Source organism: Arthrobacter sp. HY1533 (genome assembly GCF_027568515.1).
Classification (GTDB): Bacteria; Actinomycetota; Actinomycetes; order Actinomycetales; family Micrococcaceae; genus Specibacter.
The window spans coordinates 1-20,086 of record NZ_JANKZF010000036.1; the positions used below are offsets into that span (position 1 = coordinate 1).

Sequence of the window (20,086 nt, forward strand, 5' to 3'; positions counted from 1 at the left end):
GCCGGTGGTGGGGGGGGGCGGCCGGGGCCCGGCGGGTGGGGCGGCGCCCCCCCCCCCCCCACCACCGGGAGATTGAATCACCGGTAAACTTCTAGACAAACTCTTTTCGCGGCCCGGAACCAGGGCCGAACACCTCCATTGAAAGGAATGCTGTGCTGCGCACACATGACCTGGGCTCCCTGCGGGCAGAACATATTGGCCAAACCGTCACCCTCACGGGCTGGGTTGCGCGCCGCCGCGACCACGGCGGCGTCGCCTTCCTCGACCTGCGCGACGCCTCGGGTGTTGCACAGGTTGTGGTGCGCGAGGAAGCAGTGTTCCACGCCCTGCGCAACGAGTTCGTGCTGCAGATCACCGGAACGGTTTCCCGCCGCCCCGAAGGCAACGAAAACCCGGGCCTCGCCACGGGTGAGATCGAGGTCATGGCCGATGACGTCGTCGTGCTTAACGAGGCAGCACCACTGCCGTTCCAGGTTGACGAGCACGTGGAGGTCGGCGAGGAAGCACGCCTGAAGCACCGCTACCTGGACCTGCGCCGCCCGGGCATGCAGCGCAACATGCGCCTGCGCTCCGAGGCCAACCGCGTGGCCCGCAACCTGTTGCACGAACAGGGCTACATCGAAATTGAAACCCCGACGCTGACGCGCTCCACCCCCGAAGGTGCCCGCGACTTCGTGGTGCCGGCACGCCTGGCCCCCGGTTCCTGGTACGCGCTGCCGCAGTCCCCGCAGCTGTTCAAGCAGCTCCTGCAGGTTGGTGGCTTCGAGAAGTACTACCAGATCGCCCGCTGCTACCGCGACGAGGACTTCCGTGCGGACCGCCAGCCGGAGTTCACGCAGCTGGACATCGAGGCAAGCTTCGTTGACCAGGATGACATCATCGCCCTGGGCGAGAAGATTGTCTCCGAGCTGTGGAAACTGATCGACGTCGAGATTCCGCTGCCCATCCAGCGCATGACCTACCGCGATGCGATGGCCCGCTTCGGTTCCGACAAGCCGGACCTGCGCTTCGGCCTGGAACTGACCGAGATGACGGAGTTCTTCAAGGACACCGAGTTCGGCGTCTTCAAGGCTCCCTACGTTGGTGCCGTTGTCATGCCCGGTGGTGCTTCACAGCCCCGCCGCCAGCTCGACGCCTGGCAGGAATGGGCCAAGCAGCGCGGCGCCAAGGGCCTGGCCTACGTGCTGGTCAAGGAAGAAGGCGAGCTCACCGGCCCCGTTGCGAAGAACCTGACGGACACCGAGCGTGCCGGCCTGGCCGACGCCGTGGGCGCCAAGCCCGGCGACTGCATCTTCTTCGCCGCTGGCGACGTCTCTTCCTCGCGCGCCCTGCTGGGTGCCGCCCGCGTTGAAATCGGCCACCGCACCGGCCTGATCGACCCGAAGGACTGGGCGTTCGTGTGGGTTGTGGACGCGCCCATGTTCGAGCCCACCAGCGTTGCCGTTGGTTCCGGCGACGTGGCCCTGGGCCACAGCGCCTGGACGGCCGTGCACCACGCGTTCACCTCGCCCAAGCCCGAGTTCATGGACACCTTCGACACCGATCCGGGCGAGGCCCTGGCCTACGCCTACGACATTGTCTGCAACGGCAACGAAATTGGTGGCGGTTCCATCCGTATCCACCGCCGCGACATCCAGGAGCGCGTCTTCGGCGTCATGGGCATCTCCGAGGCCGAGGCCGACGAGAAGTTCGGCTTCCTGCTTGACGGTTTCAAGTTCGGCGCCCCGCCGCACGGCGGAATTGCCATTGGCTGGGACCGTGCCGTGTCCCTGCTGGCCGGTGTTGACTCGATCCGCGACGTCATCGCCTTCCCCAAGTCCGGCGGCGGCTACGACCCCATGACCGAGGCCCCGGCCCCGATCACGGCGCAGCAGCGCAAGGAAGCCGGCGTGGACTTCAAGCCCGAAGCCAAGCCTGAAGCCAAGCCCAAGGACGGCGAGAAGTAACACCCCGTTCTGCATGAAAATGCCGGCCACCCCTTTCGGGGTGGCCGGCATTTTTGTGCCTAGCGGCCCTCGATGGTGAGCCCCGCCAAAACCGGGGCCAGCTCCGGAACGGAATGGACGACGTCGGACGCGCCACCAACGGCGGTGACCGAGCCTCCCACGGTGATTTCCTCCAACGAACCCTCGAGCTCCAGGGCGGGCACGCCCGGACCCTCGGTGCGCACGTCCCCGCCGATCCGGGCCGTTCCGATGCGCCCGCCGGGCTTGATGCTCAGGGCGATGGCGGAGAGTTCCACCAGGACGCCCTTGACGAGGGACTCGCCCGTGCTGCCCTCCGTGCGGAGGTCGCCGCGGATGGTCAGGGATGGCAAGTCACGGCTGACCTGCACGCCCACGGAGCCGTTGCCGTGCGTCGTGATGGACTCGAACACGGCCTCCTGCAGGGACCCGTCGTAGACGTTGAAGCCGCGCGCACCCAGGCCGAATGTCTCCACGGGGGCATCCACGGTCAGCGTGCCGATGGCGCCGAAGTTCACGAATCCGATCCCGCTGGGCCCCCACGAGGTGACCGCGCCGTGCACGTTCCAGGCCTCCACGGCGCCCCAGTTGTCCAGCACCATGTCGTTTTGGCCGTACGTGGTGGTGGTTCCGAGGTTGCGCACCTCGGCCACGTTGGCGCCGCTGATGACGAACACGCCACCGCTGATCAAGTCCGGGGTGCCCGGGGCAATGCCGCCGTTGGAGAACACGTCCACTGTGCTCAGGAGTTCCACCTCGATGCTTCCGCCGTCGGCCTTGCCCGCGATGTCGCCGTGCCCGCCCACAAAGATGCCGCCGCCGTGAACGGGCTCCGCTTGGCTGCCGGCGGAAATGTGTTCCAGCCGGGCCGTGAGCACCACGGAAGGATCGGCCTGGCGGTTCCACACCGTGAAGGCGCCCTGCAGGGCCTCCACGCCAAAGCCCGTGGGCCGGTTGAAGCGGCCGCGGGTGTCCGCGGCCGTGACGTGGACGCCGTCGGCCTCGATCCGGCCGGCCCGCACATTGCCCTCCGCCGCCAGGTACACCTGTCCGGTGGCCGTGACGTTGTGCAGCACCAGCGTGCCGAGGTCCGACACGGAGGTGTCGTTCCAGATGGCCACCTCATGCGGCGCCGTGCTGACGGTGATGTTGGCGAGGTGGTTGTTGCTGCTCAGCCGCAGCCCCTTCGCGCCGAAGGCCAGGGTGCCGCCGCGGAGTGAGGTGCCAGGCGGCAGCGTCACCGAGGGCATGCCCTGGATGGTCCCCACCACCTCGATGTTGGGGCTGCCCGACGCCAGCGCGTCCACGAGCTCGCCGGCGTTTGCCACTTCTGTCCAGACCATGTTGAACCACCAATCCACGTGCCGAAAGTGTCTGCTGCCGCCGGGCAGTTCCCGGAGCAACTGGGAGACACTTTAGACCCCGCAGCTGGTGTCCTGTCTAGAATGGCGCATGCCCAATTCCACTGCCGTTTCCCTTGACACCCTCGAACGCCTCATGGATGCGGCCTGGCCCGCGCTGGAAAGCTCGACGGCGGACGGCTGGGTCCTGCGTTCGGCCGGCGGCGTCACGCAGCGGGCCAACTCCATCTGGCCGGCGGCCGAATCCTCCAACCCGGCCGCCAGCCTGCGCCACGCCGACGAGTGGTACGCGCAGCGCCGCCAGCCGGTCATCTTCCAGCTCACCCGGCGGCCCGAAAACGCCGCACTGGAGGACTTCCTGGACGGCCGCGGGTACTCACGGCAGTCCGAGACCATCATCATGGCCGCAACGACGTCCCCGGCAGACGGCCCGGCGCCCGCCAGCATCTCGGTGGACCTGGCGGACACACCGTCGGCCGAATGGCTGGACCTCTGGTGGTCCGTGGACGGCCGCGGCGGGGAGGCCGAGAAGCACGTGGCGCGGGACATTCTTTCCGGGGCCCCGTCGCTGTACGCCACTGCCCGCAACAGCGCAGGCGACGTGGTGGGCACGGGCCGGCTGTCGCTCGTGGACGGCTGGGGCGGCATCTACGGCATGGCCACACACCCTGATTTCCGTCGCCAGGGCGTGGCAGGAGCCGTGCTGGCGGCGCTCATGAAACATGCCCTCGCGGCTGGTGCCGAGCGCATGTGGCTCATGGTCACGAACGCCAACGCCGGTGCGCAGGAGCTCTACCGCCGAGCGGGATTCGCCGAGGTGGGCCGCTACCACTACCGCCAGGCCCCGCTGCGGCGAGCACCCGGCGCCTGCTAAACCCCCGCCCCACCCCAGACGCTCCCTCACTTTATGGCCCCTTTTCCCAAACGCTCCCTCACCGTGGAAAGGGCGTTTGCCCTGGGACTCCCGAAAGTGAGGGAGCGTTGGCCAAAACACCCCTGAAAATGAGGGAGCGTTGGCCACAGGACACCCGAAAGTGAGGGAGCGTTGACCAAAACACCCCCGAAAGTGAGGGAGCGTCTGTTGGAGGGGGGGCGGGTCAGGGCTCGGTGATGCGGATCCGGACGGCGCAGAAATCTGCTGCGGCCTTTTGCAACACCGCCATGTTGGGGTCGGCCACCGGCAGGGGGATCAGGCGGGGCCTCCCCGCTACGGCCTTCAGCGCGGGGTTCTGCAGCGCAGACGCCAGCAGCTTGGCGTCCCCGCCTGTGGCCAGATACTCAAAACCCTGCCCGGCAAACACCTTGGCGGCCTCCGCCACGGCCTTCTCCACCACGGCAGCGCCCGAATCCCCGCCGCGCGACCGCGCCGAGGCCGTGCCCACCTTGTGCGCCACCAGCTTTCCACCCACCGAGACGCCCACTGCATATCCGCCCCGGCGAACCAGCACCAGCCCCAGCCGGCGCTCCTGAGCCGCCAGCGAGGCGAGCCGCTCCACGGGCCCGGCACCCCGTCCGGGCCGGCCGTCATCAGGCCACGGAGGGGACAGCAGCGCCGTGGCGCCGTCGCGCATGGCCAGCAGGACGCCGTCGTCCGTGTCTTGCGTGCCGGCCGGGCCCTGGTGGGCGGCGGCGAAGCGCTCCACCCAGCCGGTCAGGCGGGCGGCAGGGACAAGGGCTGTGCGCGAGGAGGGATTCACGCTGCAAGACTACCGCCGGGGGCCGCGGCGGGCGGTGTGGGCAGGTGGCGATAGCCTAGAGGGGTGAGTGACCTTTTTAGCGCCCTGCACGGGGACGACACGGACGACAACGAGCCCACCTTTGGTGCGCCGTCCGCATCCGCCGGTGCCCGGCCGCGCAGCCCGCTTGCAGTGCGCATGCGCCCACGCAGCCTCGATGAGGTGGTGGGCCAGCAACACCTGCTGGGACCGGGCTCACCGCTGCAGATGCTGGCCGCAGGCGGAAGCTCCGGGGGAGCGGCCGGCCCCGCCTCCGTCATGCTGTGGGGTCCCCCCGGAACGGGCAAGACCACCCTGGCCCACGTGATTGCACGCGGCCCCGGGCGGAAGTTTGTTGAGCTCTCCGCCATCACCGCCGGCGTCAAGGACGTGCGCCGGGTCATGGACCAGGCGCTGACTGACCGTGACCTGCACGGTCGCACCACTGTCCTGTTCCTGGATGAGATCCACCGCTTCAACAAGGCCCAGCAGGACGCCCTGCTGCCCGGGGTCGAAAACCGCTGGGTTGTGCTGATTGCCGCCACCACCGAGAACCCGTCGTTCTCCGTGGTGGCACCGCTGCTGTCACGCTCCATCCTGCTGACGCTGCAGCCCCTGACGAACGCCGACATCCAGGGCCTGCTGGAGCGCGCCGTCACCGACCAGCGCGGACTCGACGGCCTGGTCAGCGTCACCGACGACGCCATGGACCACCTGGTGCGCCTGGCCGCTGGCGACGCCCGCCGCGCGCTCACCACACTCGAAGCCGCGGCCGGCGTGGCGCTGAACGAACTGGACCTGGAAGCCACCGCCGGGGACGGTCCGGTGGAAATTGACCTGGCCGTGGCCGAACGCGCCATCGACGCCGCCGCCGTGCGCTACGACCGCGCCGGGGACCAGCACTACGACATCATCAGCGCCTTCATCAAGTCCGTGCGCGGCTCCGACGTGGACGCGGCGCTGCACTACCTGGCCCGGATGCTCGAGGCGGGGGAGGACCCGCGCTTCATCAGCAGGCGCATCATGATCTCCGCCGCCGAGGACGTGGGCATGGCCGATCCCACGGCCCTGCAGACGGCCGTTGCCGCCGCCCAGGCCGTGGCGCTGATCGGCATGCCCGAGGCCAGGATCATCCTGGCCGAGGCAGTGGTCCACGTTGCCACGGCACCGAAGTCCAACGCCGCCTACATGGGCATCAATGCGGCCATTGCCGATGTCCGGGCCGGCAAGGGCACCACGGTCCCGCCGCCGCTGCGCGACGCGCACTACGCCGGATCCGCGGGCCTTGGCCACGGCAAGGGCTACATCTACGCGCACGACGCCCCGCACTCCATCGCGACCCAGCAGTACCCGCCGGATGACCTGGTGGGCAAGAACTACTACACGCCCACCGCCAACGGCCACGAACGCGAGCTCGGCCCCCGGCTGGAGCGCCTGCGCGGGATCATCCGCGGCAACTGAGCGCGGGCCGGCGTTCGTTCTGGTGGTAGACTTTAGGGCGCACTGGCAAGCTCTGGCTCCATGCACAACATCACTGCACGATTCACGCGGCGCAAGCCGCGTATTTCCTTGTGTTTTGCTGATTTGTTGTTCATGCCCAGCTGCTGCAGCGACGGGTTGCAATAGCCCCAACTCTCCACAATGGAGGCCAGAACAACACTTATTGCACATATTGGAAGGACACAAGTGGCTAACAACACACGTGCCCGCCGTCAGGCCCGCCTTTCGCGGTCCCTCGGCATTGCCCTGACTCCCAAGGCCGCCAAGTACCTGGAGCGCCGCCCGTACGGCCCCGGTGAGCATGGCCGCGCCCGCAAGAAGCAGGACAGCGACTACGCAGTGCGTCTGCGCGAAAAGCAGCGTCTGCGCGCCCAGTACGGCATCCGCGAAGCACAGATGACCCGTGCATTCGAAGAAGCCAAGCACACCAAGGGCATGACCGGTGAAAACCTGGTTGAGATCCTGGAAACCCGTTTGGACGCCCTGGTCCTGCGTGCCGGCTTCGCCCGCACCACCGCCCAGGCCCGCCAGCTGGTTGTGCACCGCCACATCATGGTCGACGGCGCCCGCGTGGACCGCCCGTCGTTCCGCGTTGCCGAGGGTCAGCTGATCCACGTGCACCCGCGCAGCCAGACCATGACGCCTTTGCAGCTTGCTGCAGCCGGCGCCCACCGCGACGTGCTCCCCGCCGTCCCGGCATACCTGGATGTGAAGCTGGAGAGCCTGCAGGCCCGCCTGGTTCGCAAGCCCAAGCGTGTCGAGGTCCCCGTGACCTGTGAAGAGCAGCTGGTTGTGGAATTCTACTCACGCTAAATTCATTTGGCATTGAGTAGGGCTCGAATCAATTCGAAGCTTGAAACACAAAACAGCCCGTGGCATCCGCCACGGGCTGTTTTGTGTTTCAAAAGGGGCAGGTTTTTCGACTAAGGTGGCTTGGGGGAAAGCGCGCCCGGGAACCGGGCCGGCTGCAATCCCCACCGAACGAAGGAAAAGAGGCGGCACGCATGAGTGGTGGCGACATCGCAGGACTGATCGCAGCGGGCGTCTTCGCCGTGCTCGTGGCGCTTCTGGCCGTGCCCATCTTCAAGCTGGGCAAGGTCTTTGACGAGATCCGCACCACGATCCGCCAGATCGGCGACGGCACCACGCCACTCATTGACGAGGTCACCGCCACGGTTGCAACCACCAACACCCAGCTGGGCAAGGTGGACGGCATCTCCAACAACGTCTCCGACGCCACCGCCAACATCTCGGCGCTTTCGGCACTCGTGGCCGCCACGGTTGGCTCCCCGCTGATCAAGGTTGCCGCTTTTTCCTACGGCGTCCGCCAGGCCTTCGCCGGCCGTGGCAAGCCCCGCCGCGCACGGCGCAGCCGCTAACAAGCCTTCGGAGGATTCCAAAAGATGAAGAAGATATTTTGGCTCGGCGTGGGCATCACCATCGGCGTGATTGCCGCCCGCAAGATTGCTGCCGCCCAGGGCACATTCGGCCCGGAGGGCCTCAACCGTGCCGTGGGGCGCGTCAGCGACGCCGTCCACGACTTCGCCGACGCCCTCCGTGAGAACATGGATGAGCGGGAATCGGACCTCCGCCTTGCCTTGGGCATTGACCAGGAGCAGGCCGCGGGCCAGCACCAGGCCCCCTAGCCTGCGCCAAGGCGGCACCACCGCACCCGGCAACGGGAGCCGCACCTTTCATTCACGGGTGCACCATGAACTGCAAGCAGAACTGCCAGCAACAACTATTGAAGGAGCCACCAGGCTAATGAAATCCCATGACATTGCACGCCGCTGGGTAGATTTTTTCGCCAGCAAGGGCCACACCCCCGTGCCGTCTGCGTCACTGGTGTCCTCCGACCCGTCGCTGCTGTTCACGGTGGCCGGCATGGTCCCCTTCATCCCGTACCTGACAGCCCGCGAGGTGCCGCCGTTCAAGACGGCGACCAGCGTGCAGAAGTGCATCCGCACCGGCGACATTGACGAGGTGGGCAAGACTGTCCGCCACGGCACCTTCTTCCAGATGTGCGGCAACTTCTCCTTTGGCGACTACTTCAAGGAAACAGCCATTCCCTACGCCTGGGAACTGCTGACCACATCTGTTGCCGACGGCGGTTTTGGCCTGCCCGCGGACCGCCTCTGGGTCACCGTCTACAAGGAAGACGACGAGGCGCTGGAAATCTGGCGCGACAAGGTCGGCTTCCCCGAGGAGCGCATCCAGCGCATCGGCAAGGAAGACAACTACTGGTCCACCGGCCAGCCCGGCCCCGCCGGCCCCTGCTCGGAAATCTTCTACGACCGCGGCCCCGAGTATGGAATCGACGGCGGCCCCATCGCCGACGAGACCCGCTACATTGAGATCTGGAACCTCGTGTTCATGCAGTACCAGATCGACAACGTCACCTCCAAGGTGGACTTCGACGTTGTTGGCGAGCTGCCCAACAAGAACATTGACACGGGCCTTGGCCTGGAACGCCTGGCCATGATTCTCCAGGGCGTGGAGAACATGTACGAGACCGACCAGGTCCGCCCCGTCCTGGACAAGGCCGCCGAGCTGTCCGGCAAGGAGTACACCTCCACCGAGGACCCGGCCGACCCCCACCACGTGGACGACGTCCGCATGCGTGTTGTGGCCGACCACATCCGCTCCTCGCTCATGCTCATTTCCGACGGCGTCACCCCCTCCAACGAGGGCCGCGGCTACGTGCTGCGCCGCCTGATCCGCCGTGCCGTGCGCGCCATGCGCCTGCTCGGCGTCGAAACGGCCGTGCTGCCCGAGCTGCTGCCGGTCTCCCGCGACGCCATGAAGGGCGCCTACCCCGCCGTGGCCGAGGACTTTGCCCGCATCTCCCGCATTGCCTACGCCGAGGAAAAGTCGTTCCTGCGCACCATCGCCAGCGGCACCGCCCGCCTGGAGGAGGCCGTGAAGGTTTCCAAGGCAGCGAACTCCCCGCTCTCCGGTGAAGAGGCCTTTGCCCTGCATGACACCTACGGCTTCCCGATCGACCTGACCCTGGAAATGGCCGGCGAAGCAGGCCTGGCCGTGGACGAGGCCGGCTTCCGCTCCCTCATGCTCGAGCAGCGCCAGCGCGCCCAGAAGGACGCCAAGGCCAAGAAGAGCGGCCACGCCGACCTTTCCGTCTTCCACGAACTCCTGGCCCAGGGCGAGACCAAGTTCACCGGATACACCGAACTGGAAGGGGAGGGGCGCGTGCGCTCCATCCTCTCCAACGGCGCACCCGTGCAGCACGCCTCCACGGGCGACGAAATCTCCCTGGTCCTGGATGCCACCCCGTTCTACGCCGAGGCAGGCGGCCAGGCCGCCGACACCGGCCTCATCACCGGTGACGGCTTCGTGGTGGAAGTCCTGGACGTGCAGCGCCCCGTCAAGGGCCTGAGCGTCCACCAGGCAATCGTGCGCGAAGGCGAACTGCCGGCCGACGCGCTGGTGCGCGCCGCCGTCGACCGCGAACGCCGCCACGCCGCCGAGCAGGCACACACCGGAACGCACATTGTGCACGCCGCCCTGCACCAGATCCTCGGCCCGGAGGCCCTCCAGCGGGGATCCTTCAACAAGGCCGGATACCTGCGCTTCGACTTCTCCTGGGGCGAGGGCCTGAGCCCGGCAACCCGCTCGGAAATTGAAGAAGTCGCAAACATCGCCATCCGCAACAACTACAAGGTGGACACCAAGGTCATGGACCTGGATGCCGCCAAGGCGCTGGGCGCCATGGCCCTGTTCGGCGAGAACTACGGCTCCGAGGTCCGGGTTGTGGAGATCGACGGCGCATGGTCCCGCGAGCTCTGCGGTGGCACGCACGTTGACAGCACCTCCCGCATCGGCTCGCTGACCCTGCTGGGCGAGCAGTCAGTTGGTTCCGGAAACCGCCGCGTTGAGGCCTTCGTGGGCATGGACGCCTTCCGCCACCTGGCCGCCGAACGCGCCCTGGTCAGCGAATTGACCGACATGCTCAAGGTTCCCTCCAACCTGCTGCAGGAGCGCGTTGCCGCAACCCTGGCCAAGCTCAAGACCGCGGAGAAGGAACTGGAGCGCCTGCGCAAGGAACAGCTCAGCGCAGCAGCAGCCAACCTGGTGGGCACCGCCGTGGACGCCAACGGCGTGCGCGTCATTGCCCACGACGCCGGGGAAGTCGGCAGCGCCGATGACCTGCGCGGGCTGGCACTTGACCTGCGCAACCGCCTGGGCTCGGCGCCGTCGACCATTGCCGTTGCCGGCGTGAGCAACGCCCGCCCCATCATCCTGGTGGTCACCAACGAGGCCGCCCGCGAGGCAGGCATCAAGGCCGGCAACCTGGTCAAGCTGGCCTCGGGCATCCTTGGTGGTGGCGGCGGCGGCAAGCCGGACATGGCACAGGGCGGCGGAAGCGACGCCAACGCCATCGGCGCGGCACTGGCAGCCGTCAGCGATGCCGTGAAGAACCGGTCCTAGGGGCACCGTGTCGGAGCGAAATTTCCCGCAGGGGGTCAAGCTGGGCGTGGACGTTGGAATGGTCCGCGTCGGCCTGGCCTCCTGCGACCCCGACGGCATCCTGGCCACCCCAGTCAAGACCCTCAGCAGGGACTTGAAGAAAAACAGCGACGTCAAGGTTGTTGTCAAGGAGGCGGCCGCCCGCGGGGCTTGCCAGATTTTTGTGGGCCTGCCACGGACCATGAAGGGCGAGGAAAAAGCTTCCGCGGAGATGGCCCGCAACTATGCGGACATCCTGGCGGCGCAGCTGCTGGCCGCCGGCCTGGACGTTCCCGTGCACCTCATTGATGAGCGCCTGACCACCGTCAGCGCGCACCAGGCCCTGCACAAAGCTGGCATGGGCAGCCGGGAACACCGTAAAGTGGTTGATCAGGTGGCAGCAGTTGAGATCCTGCAGCACGCCATCGACATGCAAAAGGCGCGCAACGCGAACGTTGGACAGGTTGTGCGCGCACCCGAGCCGGGCGTCGTGGGGACCCTCCGGCCCACTGAACATGAAGAGGTTTCCACCATTTCCACGCAATTTGGCATGCCGGAAGAACGGGCGCAGGAACGATGAGTGACTTATACCGTGGCCGCGCCCACGCACAGGGCGGGCAGCTCCCCGGGGAGACGCACCCGGAAGGCTGGCAGCCCGCTGCCCACCCGGACGATGTCCCCTACGACGGCGCCCACTACGCGGCGCACCCGGACGATGCGCACTACGCGCACCCCGACGATGCGCACTACGCCCACCCGGACGAGGTGCATTACGCGCACCCGGATGACGCCCACCACTACGCGGAGCATGAAGTCGAGGCCGCGCCGCTGCCTTCCCGCCGCACCAGCCGTGTGTCCAAGCGCGTGCGCAAGCGCCGCCGCAGCGTGGTCTTCTTTATCGTCCTCGTCGCATTCTGCGCCGTCGTGTACTTCGCCGTGCAGACCGTCCGGCCCATGCTGGGCGGCTTTGAGGTGGCTGACTACCCCGGCCCCGGCACCGGCACAGTGGCTGTCGAGGTTGGCACCGGCGCAACCGGCAGGATCGTGGCCACCGAGCTGAAGTCGCTTGACGTTGTGGCCAGCGAGCAGGCGTTCCTTGACGCCCTGGCCGCCGCCAACGGCACCGGATCCCTGCAGCCGGGCACCTTCAACATGAAGAAGCAGATGAAGGCGGCCGACGCCGTCACCATCCTGCTCGCGGCAAGCGATGACAAGGTGCACTATGCCGCCGTCGCCCAGAACCTGCGCATTGGCGAGACGCTGGAGGTCCTAGCCAAGGGCAGCGGCATTCCCGTGGCGCAATTTGAGGCACTGTCCAACGACCCCGCCGCCTTCGGGCTGCCGGCGAAGGCCAAGAACCTCGAAGGCTACCTGGCACCGGGGGAGTACCGCTTCCCCATCGAGCTCGATGCCAAGGGCATCCTGACCCAGATGGTCGACGCCACCAAGAAGTCGCTGACCGACACCGGCATCAAGGACCCGGCCGAGCAGTACCGCGTCCTGACCATTGCGAGCATCATTGAGTTCGAGGGAAATGTGGCGAACTACGCCAAGATTTCCGGGGCCATTGAAAACCGCATCAACAACCCCAACGGGGAAACGGGCGGCCGGCTGGAATCCGATGCAACCGTGGCGTACGGGCTCGGCAAGAAGACGTACAACATCACGGCGGAGGAAAAGGCCGACAAGACCAACCTCTACAACACCTTCGCCAACCCCGGCCTGCCCGTTGGCCCCATCGGTTCGCCCGGCATCAAGGCCATCGAGGCCGCTGCGCACCCGGAAACCAACCCGTACTACTTCTGGGTCACCATCAACCTGGACACCGGCGAGACGCTGTACGCAGCCACCTTCGCCGAACACCAGGCCAACGTGGCCAAGTATGTGGCATGGTGCAACGCCAACGCCGGGAAGTGCGAATAAGTGGCAGAACCGCTCAACGGCGCGGTCTTGGGACACCCCATCGGGCATTCCAAGTCACCGGCCCTCCACAATGCCGCCTACCGGCTGATCGGCGCCAACTTCAACTACACGGCCATTGACGTCCAGGTGCCCGCCCTGGCGGGCCTGCTGGAGCGCGTCCGTGCGGAAGGCAACTGGTACGGCCTGTCCGTCACCATGCCCCTGAAGAACGAGGCACACGATCTGGTGGACACCCTCACACCGGTGGCCGCAGCGCTGGGTGCCGTGAACACCATTGTGTGCACCACGGACGACGCCGGGCAGGCCCACCTTCTGGGGGACAACACCGACGTGGCCGGGATCGTGAACGCCCTGCGCCACGCCGGCGTCCGGGAGAACCCGCGTGCGGCCATCCTGGGCGGCGGCGGCACGGCCGTTTCCGCCATTGCGGCACTGGCCGCGCTGGGCGCCACGGACACCACCTTGTTCGTGCGCGACGCGGCCAAGGCCGCAGACACCCTTGAGGTGGCCGCCCGGGTGGGCACAGCCGCATCCCTTGAGCCCTACTCAGGCGCCGCGGCGGCGCTGGCCGGGTTCGACGTCGTCATTTCCACCCTGCCGCCGCACGGCCCCGACGCTCTCGCTGCGGAATTTGCCGGCACCGGTGAACGCGTGGACGGCGCCCTGCTGCTCGATGTGGCCTACGATCCCTGGCCAAGCGCCCTGGGGCAGGCCTGGGAGGCCGGCGGCGGAACAGTCGTGGCCGGCATTGAAATGCTGCTGTACCAGGGTGTGGAACAAGTCAAGCTGTTCGCGGAGGCCGGAGGGTACGGCACGGCCGCAACAGATTCGGAAGGGGACGTCATCAATGTGATGTGCGACGCACTTGGCGTCGCGAGGCGGAATCCCCACAAGCAGAACATGGCAGGATAGAGAGTATGTTGCGTTGGTTGACCGCCGGAGAATCACATGGCCCGGCACTCGTGGGAATTATTGAAGGCGTCCCTGCCGGTGTGGAGCTTACGAGCGCCCACATCCAGGACGCCCTGGCCCGCCGCCGCCTTGGCTATGGCCGCGGCGCCCGGATGAAGTTTGAGCAGGACGTGGTCACCATCCTCGGCGGCGTGCGCCACGGGCTGACCCAGGGTGGCCCCGTCGCCATCCAGATCGCCAACTCGGAGTGGCCCAAGTGGGAGCAGATCATGTCTGCTGACCCCGTGGACCCCGAAACACTGGCCGGACAGGCCCGCAACGCCCCGCTGACGCGCCCGCGCCCCGGCCACGCCGACTTCACCGGCATGCAGAAGTACGCCTTCGACGAGGCCCGCCCCGTCCTGGAGCGCGCCAGCGCCCGCGAAACCGCCACCCGCGTGGCCCTTGGCGTGGTTGCCGCCCAGATCCTTGCCGCCGTTGGCGTCGAGCTTGTCAGCCACACGGTCCAGATCGCCGGCGTCGCCTCACCCGAGGACGCCGCGCTGCCCGCCTTCGCCGACGTGGCAGCCCTGGACGCCGATCCGCTGCGCTGCTTCGACGCAGCCACCTCCGCCGCCATGGTCGAGGAAGTGGACACCGCCCAGAAGCAGGGCGAAACCCTCGGCGGCGTCGTCGAGGTGCTGGCCTACAACCTGCCGCCCGGACTGGGCAGCTACGTGCACTGGGACCGCCGCCTGGATTCCCGCCTGGCCGGGGCCCTCATGGGCATCCAGGCCATCAAGGGTGTTGAGGTGGGCGACGGCTTCGCCACCGCCGCACGCCGCGGCTCCGCCGCACACGATGAGATCGTGCGCGACGAAGCCGGCCGCATCATCCGCACCTCCAACCGCGCTGGCGGCATCGAGGGCGGCATGAGCATTGGCGACGTGCTGCGCGTCCGCGCCGCCATGAAGCCCATCGCCACGGTCCCGCGCGCCCTGAAGACCATTGACGTGTCCACGGGCGAGCCCGCCAAGGCCCACCACCAGCGCTCCGACGTGTGCGCCGTGCCGGCCGCCGGCGTGGTGGCCGAGGCCATGACCGCCCTGGTCCTGGCCGAAGCCCTCGTTGAGAAGTTTGGCGGCGACTCCATGGCCGAGACCAAGCGCAACATGGACAGCTACCTCGCGGCGATCCCGGCAAATTTGGACACGCAGGGGCACTGATGGCATCGGGCAATGACCCGGCAGGGGCGCCGGACTTCACGCCCCACCGGCCCATTGTCATGATCGGGCCCATGGCCGTGGGCAAGTCAGTCATGGGGGCCGAGCTGGCCCGCGTGCTGGGCCTGCCCTTCATTGACTCTGACCACAAGATCGTGGCCAAGCACGGCCCCGTTCCCCGCATCTTCGCCGCCCGCGGGGAGCACTACTTCCGGCAGCTGGAGGCCCGGGCCATCGCCGATGTGCTCGATTCCCCCAAGCCCAAGCCCGTGGTGCTCTCCCTGGGCGGGGGAGCCGTGCTGGACTCCGGAACCCAGCAACTGCTGGCCCGGGCCACAGTGGTCTACCTCAGCGCCGACATTGAAACTGTGCGCGAACGCATCACCCGCAACACCGGCCGCCCGCTCCTGGCCGCAGACCCCGTGGCCACCTGGCAGCGCCTCGCCGCCGTCCGCGGCCCCGTCTACGCCAGGCTGGCGGACATCACGCTCGACGTCGGGCAGGCCAACGTGCCCCAGCTCGTCGAACGGCTCGTCGGCCTCCTGGCCGAAGAATCAAGGAAAGAGAATCCCTAAAGTGAACACCGAATCCACCCCCGCCACCGACGCTGCGGCAACCGTGCCCAACACCGTCATCAAGGTCACCGGCAGCCAGCCGCAGGAGAACTACGACGTGGTGGTGGGCCGCGGCCTGCTGGCCCAGCTCCCGGCCCTGCTGGGCGAGCGGGTCAAGAAGGTCCTGGTGGTGCACCCCCGCGCCCTGCGCCTGACGGGAGACGCCGTCCGCGGCGACCTCGAGGCAGCCGGCTTCACGGCCCTGACCGCCGAGATCCCCGACGCCGAGGAAGGCAAGCACATCCAGGTTGCCTCCTTCTGCTGGGAAGTGCTGGGCAAGAACGACTTCACCCGCTCCGATGCCATCGTGGCCGTGGGCGGCGGCGCCGTGACCGACCTCGGCGGCTTCGTCGCCGCCACCTGGCTGCGCGGCGTCAAGGTGGTCCACATGCCCACCTCGCTGCTGGGCATGGTTGACGCCGCTGTTGGCGGCAAGACCGGCATCAACACGGCAGAGGGCAAGAACCTGGTGGGTGCCTTCCACCCGCCGGCCGGAGTCCTCGTGGACCTCGACACACTGGACACCCTGCCCCCCAACGAGCTGATCTCCGGCATGGCCGAGGTCATCAAATGCGGTTTCATTGCCGACCCCGTGATCCTTGACCTGCTCGAGGCCAACCCCGAGGAAGCCAAGAACCCGCGCTCCGAGGTTCTGCGTGAGCTCATCGAGCGGGCCATCGCCGTCAAGGCCAAGGTGGTCTCCGAGGACCTGAAGGAATCGGGCCTGCGCGAAATCCTGAACTACGGCCACACCCTGGCCCACGCCATTGAACTGACGGAACGCTACTCATGGCGCCACGGTGCCGCCGTGTCCGTCGGCATGATGTTCGCCGCAGAACTGGCCCGCAGCGTGGGCCGCCTCAGCGATGCCGACGCCGACCGCCACCGCACCATCCTGGAACAGTTCGGCCTGCCCCTGAGTTACCGCCGGGACCGCTGGCAGGCGCTGCTGGACGGCATGAAGCGCGACAAGAAGACCCGCGGGGACCTGCTGCGCTTCGTTGTCCTGGACGGCATCGGCAAGCCGGGCATCCTGGACGTGCCGGATGCGTCCTTGCTGTTTGCCGCCTACCAGGAAATCGCCTCCTAGCATGGGCCTGAAGGATTGGCCCTCGGCAGGTTTCCCCGGCACGGCTGTGAACCCGAAGACACTGCTGCCCGAGGTCGTTGACGAGGAGGCCTGCGCCGACGCGCTGGCCGCCTCGGACGACGCCGGCGACACGATCTTCGTGCTCCTGGCCCGCGGGCAGGCAGCAGAGGCCGCCGAGGTTGCCGCCGACGCCCGCCTGGCCAACCCCTCATCCATCAGGCTCCAGGTCCTGGATGCGGAGGTGCTGCGCGCCACGAAGAACTACGACCGTGCAGAGCGGGTGCTCCGCTCGCTGCTGCCCGAGGTCACCGGAACCACGAACGAGCCCTGGGTCTTCCAGCAGCTCGGCAAGGTCCACTTCAGCAATGGCCTGTACGAGGCGGCGGCCAAGAACTTCGCCACGGCACTGGAGCTTCGCGTGGCCTCCGGCTCCGACGCCAGCGCCATCTACTCGGCCACGGTCTCGCTCAAGCGGGCCCTGGACCTGGCTGAGCAGCAGTAGCCGGGGCGCAGCCGGGCCCGACTGAAATGGCGGCGGCAGCAACGGCGTCGTGCCCTGCGGCACCGCAATGGTGGCGGGAATCATGCGGCGCGCAGTTCCCGTGTGCTGTAGTATGGTCAATGGATTTTTGATAATACTTATACGCTAAGAGGCTATTGTGGCAACGACTAACGACATTAAGAACGGCACCGTTCTCAAGCTTGAGGGCCAACTCTGGAACATCATCGAATTCCAGCACGTCAAGCCGGGCAAGGGCGGTGCGTTCGTTCGCACCAAGATGCGCAACATCCTCTCCGGCAAGGTCGTTGACAAGACGTTCAACGCCGGCCTGAAGATCGAGACCGCCACGGTCGATCGCTCCGACTTCCAGTACCTGTACCAGGACGGCGAAGACTTCGTGTTCATGGACCTGGACAACTACGACCAGCTCACGGTGTCCGGCAAGACCATTGGCGACGCCACGAACTACATGCTGGAAAACATCAACGTGACCATCGCCCTGCACGAAGGTTCACCGCTGTACATCGAGCTGCCCCCGTCGGTCCAGCTGCGCATCACCTACACCGAGCCGGGCCTCCAGGGCGACCGCTCCTCCGCCGGCACCAAGCCCGCAACCGTTGAGACCGGCCTGGAAATCCAGGTTCCCCTGTTCGTTGAGAACAACACCCTGGTCAAGGTCGACACCCGTGACGGCAGCTACCTGGGACGTGTCAGCGAGTAGTGGCAAGCAGTCAAATCAGCCCTTCGGGCAAACCCAACTCCGCGCGCAGCAAGGCACGCCGCCGCGCCCTGGACATCCTGTTCGAGGCAGAGCAGCGTGAGGTCAGCGCCATGTCTGCCATGACGGCACGGCGCGAAATCGCCGACCAGATTATCAACCTGTACACGGTTGACCTGGTCGAGGGCGTCACCGCCATGGCGGAGCAGATCGACGAGTACCTGCAGACCTACTCGCAGGGCTGGACGCTGGAACGCATGCCCGCCGTTGACCGCATCATCCTGCGCATCGGCGCCTGGGAGCTGCTGTTCAACGACGACGTGCCCGACGGCGTTGCCGTGAGCGAAGCCGTGGAACTGGCCAAGATCCTCTCCACCGACGACTCCCCGCAGTTCGTCAACGGCCTGCTGGGCCGCCTGCAGCAGATCAAGCCGACCCTGCTGGCGTAGGCTCACCCCGCCAACAAAAAGTGGTGGGCCGGCACGTGGACTTCTTCGGTCCGGGCCCCCCCATTTTTATGGCCGTGCGTGCGTGGCTTCCTTAGGCGCCAGTGCGCCCGGGCCAGCTAGCCCTGCGGCGGCTGCCAGGCCTGCGGCTGCGGCTGCTGGAGCTGCGCTTGCGCCTGCTGGTATTGGGCTGCCTGTTGCTGCTGTGCCTGCCACACCACGGCGGCATGGCGGCCCAGAAGGTCGCTGCGCACGGCCGTGATCTTGTTCAGCAGCTCCATCTCCCGCTCCTGGTCCGCCGCAAGCCGCACAGCCCCGGCCGCGTTGGCCCGCGCGTCCACCAGCAGCCGCTGCCGGGTGAAGGCCAGGCGGGTGGCGAGGCGGATGAATTCCTTCATGACCGGCCCCGCGGAGAATGTCTTGGCCCACTGCATCGCACGACGGCGGCCCTTGCCGGTTGCCAGCATGGGCACCTCCTGCGGGGTGAACCAGCCGGAGGGCACGTACTCGGAGAGCCGCGTGCGGGTCAGCTTCGCCTCCGAGCGCCGCAGCAGCACGATCAGCAGGATGAACAGGATAAACAGCGGCACCTGGAGCACCACGTAGACAAAGAAGAAGTTCCCGCCCAGGAATGAGGATCCGTTCCACAGCCCGTGCAGCAGCATGGCCGGGACCAGCCCCACCACCCAGGCCAGCAGCACCAGCCCCGTGCCGCCGTTGCGGGCGGCCCAACCCACGCACACGCCCAGCGTCGCCGTAAACATGACATGGGCAAAGGGCGACATGAGCCCGCGTAGGATGAAGATCCCCACCAGGCCGTTGACCTCGCCGTGGGCCTCCTCCAGGGCCTGCCCGAAGTAGAGGATGTTTTCGGTGAAGGCGAATCCCGCCGCGATGATGCCGGCGTAGACCACGCCGTCAATGGGGCCGTCAAAGGTGCGCCTGCGCAGGAAGAACAGCAGGAGCAGCCCGGCCCCCTTGGAGATTTCCTCCACGAGCGGTGCCTGGATGACGGCGCCCACCATGTCGGCGTCGGCGCCTGCATTGGAGCTCATGAGCAGCGGCTGGACCCAGCTGCCCACCACGAGGGCCGCGATGACGGCCATGCCGGCGCCCCAACAGAAACCCAGGACCATGGCCGCGACGGGCTCCGGCTCCCACTTGTCGATCCAGCGCAGGGTCACCACGCAGATGCCCAGCGGGATCAGGGCCAGGGCCCCACAGATCAGGAACACGTTGGCACCAATGGACAGGGCGAAGAACGCCAGGGTCACCGCCGTCACCAGGCCCAGGACGCACAGCAGGATGATGTTGGTCACCTTCAGGCCCGCGCCGCGGCGCTTTCCCTGCGCCGTGGTGGGTGCCGGGTGTGCCCAGTATTCAGGGCTGTGGCTCAGTTCAGTGCCGGGTCCCTGCGCCTGAGAAAGCGGGGCCGCGGGGAGGGGTTCCTGCGCATAGCTGGGCTGCTGCTGTGGTGCGCCGGCTGTGGGGTCTGGCCATTGGCCCGGTTCAGTCATGCCTCCAAGACTAGGGCCACCGCCCCCCGCCACAAAGGGGGACGCGCAGCCGGCGGCCCGCAGCTGGGAACAAGCACCGCCCAGGGGGCTCCCGGCGGGCCCCGCGGCGGGTTCCCGAGAGCCGGGGAGGGGCGCCGCTGTGGTAGTTTGAGGTGTAC

At 67.4% G+C, this 20,086-nt stretch carries 19 protein-coding genes; 16 read left to right on the top strand and 3 right to left on the bottom strand.

The genetic code is table 11. The annotated features are described in order from the left end of the window. Positions 1-152 precede the first annotated feature (152 nt). Positions 153-1,946 (top strand): aspartate--tRNA ligase, encoded by a 1,794-nt coding sequence (gene aspS, locus PCK14_RS17735; RefSeq protein WP_269939848.1) that lies wholly within the window; start codon positions 153-155, stop codon positions 1,944-1,946. 59 nt (positions 1,947-2,005) lie between these two features. On the opposite strand, the gene PCK14_RS17740 is transcribed toward aspS, so the two are convergent. Continuing rightward, a complete protein-coding gene (locus PCK14_RS17740; protein ID WP_269939849.1) occupies positions 2,006-3,307 on the bottom strand; it encodes a hypothetical protein in 1,302 nt (433 codons plus the stop codon). Between the two features lie 109 nt (positions 3,308-3,416). Between PCK14_RS17740 and PCK14_RS17745 the strand changes: the two genes are divergently transcribed. Next, positions 3,417-4,199: a GNAT family N-acetyltransferase gene (locus PCK14_RS17745; protein ID WP_269939850.1), complete on the top strand. Its 783-nt coding sequence runs from the start codon at positions 3,417-3,419 to the stop codon at positions 4,197-4,199. A 223-nt stretch (positions 4,200-4,422) separates the two neighbouring features. Here PCK14_RS17745 and PCK14_RS17750 read toward each other — a convergent pair whose 3' ends face one another. Beyond that, the gene (locus tag PCK14_RS17750) at positions 4,423-5,022 is read right to left on the bottom strand and encodes an acVLRF1 family peptidyl-tRNA hydrolase (RefSeq protein WP_269939851.1); all 600 of its coding nucleotides are present in this window, start codon (positions 5,020-5,022) and stop codon (positions 4,423-4,425) included. Positions 5,023-5,085: 63 nt separating this feature from the next. On the opposite strand from PCK14_RS17750, the gene PCK14_RS17755 reads away from it, so the two are divergent. From PCK14_RS17755 to nusB, 14 genes are all read left to right on the top strand, one after another. Next, the gene (locus tag PCK14_RS17755; protein WP_442864757.1) at positions 5,086-6,501 is read left to right on the top strand and encodes a replication-associated recombination protein A; all 1,416 of its coding nucleotides are present in this window, start codon (positions 5,086-5,088) and stop codon (positions 6,499-6,501) included. Between the two features lie 225 nt (positions 6,502-6,726). Beyond that, on the top strand, positions 6,727-7,353 hold the full coding sequence (rpsD, locus tag PCK14_RS17760; RefSeq protein WP_269939852.1) for a 30S ribosomal protein S4: 627 nt from the start codon (positions 6,727-6,729) through the stop codon (positions 7,351-7,353). 191 nt (positions 7,354-7,544) lie between these two features. Further along, positions 7,545-7,919, top strand: a complete 375-nt coding sequence (locus PCK14_RS17765) for a DUF948 domain-containing protein (RefSeq protein WP_269939853.1) — start codon at positions 7,545-7,547, stop codon at positions 7,917-7,919. 24 nt (positions 7,920-7,943) lie between these two features. After that, entirely contained in the window at positions 7,944-8,186 is a 243-nt protein-coding gene (locus tag PCK14_RS17770) for a hypothetical protein (protein WP_269939854.1), read from the top strand. Positions 8,187-8,304: 118 nt separating this feature from the next. Then, positions 8,305-10,986 carry an alanine--tRNA ligase gene (gene alaS / locus PCK14_RS17775; protein ID WP_269939855.1) on the top strand — a complete coding sequence of 894 codons (2,682 nt, stop codon included), beginning with the start codon at positions 8,305-8,307 and terminating at the stop codon, positions 10,984-10,986. Positions 10,987-10,993: 7 nt separating this feature from the next. Further along, positions 10,994-11,584, top strand: coding sequence for a Holliday junction resolvase RuvX (ruvX, locus tag PCK14_RS17780; protein ID WP_269939856.1), 591 nt, complete (start codon positions 10,994-10,996; stop codon positions 11,582-11,584). Further along, positions 11,581-12,927 carry an endolytic transglycosylase MltG gene (gene mltG / locus PCK14_RS17785; RefSeq protein ID WP_269939857.1) on the top strand — a complete coding sequence of 449 codons (1,347 nt, stop codon included), beginning with the start codon at positions 11,581-11,583 and terminating at the stop codon, positions 12,925-12,927. The genes ruvX and mltG overlap by 4 nt, the downstream gene beginning before the upstream one ends. After that, positions 12,928-13,839: a shikimate dehydrogenase gene (locus PCK14_RS17790; protein WP_269939858.1), complete on the top strand. Its 912-nt coding sequence runs from the start codon at positions 12,928-12,930 to the stop codon at positions 13,837-13,839. It begins immediately after the preceding gene. A gap of 5 nt (positions 13,840-13,844) precedes the next feature. Then, positions 13,845-15,044: a chorismate synthase gene (gene aroC / locus PCK14_RS17795; RefSeq protein WP_269939859.1), complete on the top strand. Its 1,200-nt coding sequence runs from the start codon at positions 13,845-13,847 to the stop codon at positions 15,042-15,044. Then, entirely contained in the window at positions 15,044-15,616 is a 573-nt protein-coding gene (locus tag PCK14_RS17800) for a shikimate kinase (protein WP_269939860.1), read from the top strand. The genes aroC and PCK14_RS17800 overlap by 1 nt, the downstream gene beginning before the upstream one ends. Positions 15,617-15,659: 43 nt before the next feature. Continuing rightward, positions 15,660-16,745: a 3-dehydroquinate synthase gene (gene aroB, locus PCK14_RS17805; RefSeq protein WP_269939877.1), complete on the top strand. Its 1,086-nt coding sequence runs from the start codon at positions 15,660-15,662 to the stop codon at positions 16,743-16,745. A 1-nt stretch (position 16,746) separates the two neighbouring features. Next, complete coding sequence (locus PCK14_RS17810) at positions 16,747-17,247, top strand: tetratricopeptide repeat protein (RefSeq protein WP_269939861.1); 501 nt, start codon at positions 16,747-16,749, stop codon at positions 17,245-17,247. Between the two features lie 157 nt (positions 17,248-17,404). Continuing rightward, positions 17,405-17,968, top strand: coding sequence for an elongation factor P (gene efp / locus PCK14_RS17815; RefSeq protein WP_269939862.1), 564 nt, complete (start codon positions 17,405-17,407; stop codon positions 17,966-17,968). Positions 17,969-17,982: 14 nt separating this feature from the next. Then, positions 17,983-18,414, top strand: a complete 432-nt coding sequence (gene nusB / locus PCK14_RS17820; RefSeq protein ID WP_269939878.1) for a transcription antitermination factor NusB — start codon at positions 17,983-17,985, stop codon at positions 18,412-18,414. 116 nt (positions 18,415-18,530) lie between these two features. Here nusB and PCK14_RS17825 read toward each other — a convergent pair whose 3' ends face one another. After that, positions 18,531-19,928, bottom strand: coding sequence for a PrsW family intramembrane metalloprotease (locus PCK14_RS17825; protein ID WP_269939863.1), 1,398 nt, complete (start codon positions 19,926-19,928; stop codon positions 18,531-18,533). Between the last annotated feature and the right edge of the window lie 158 nt (positions 19,929-20,086).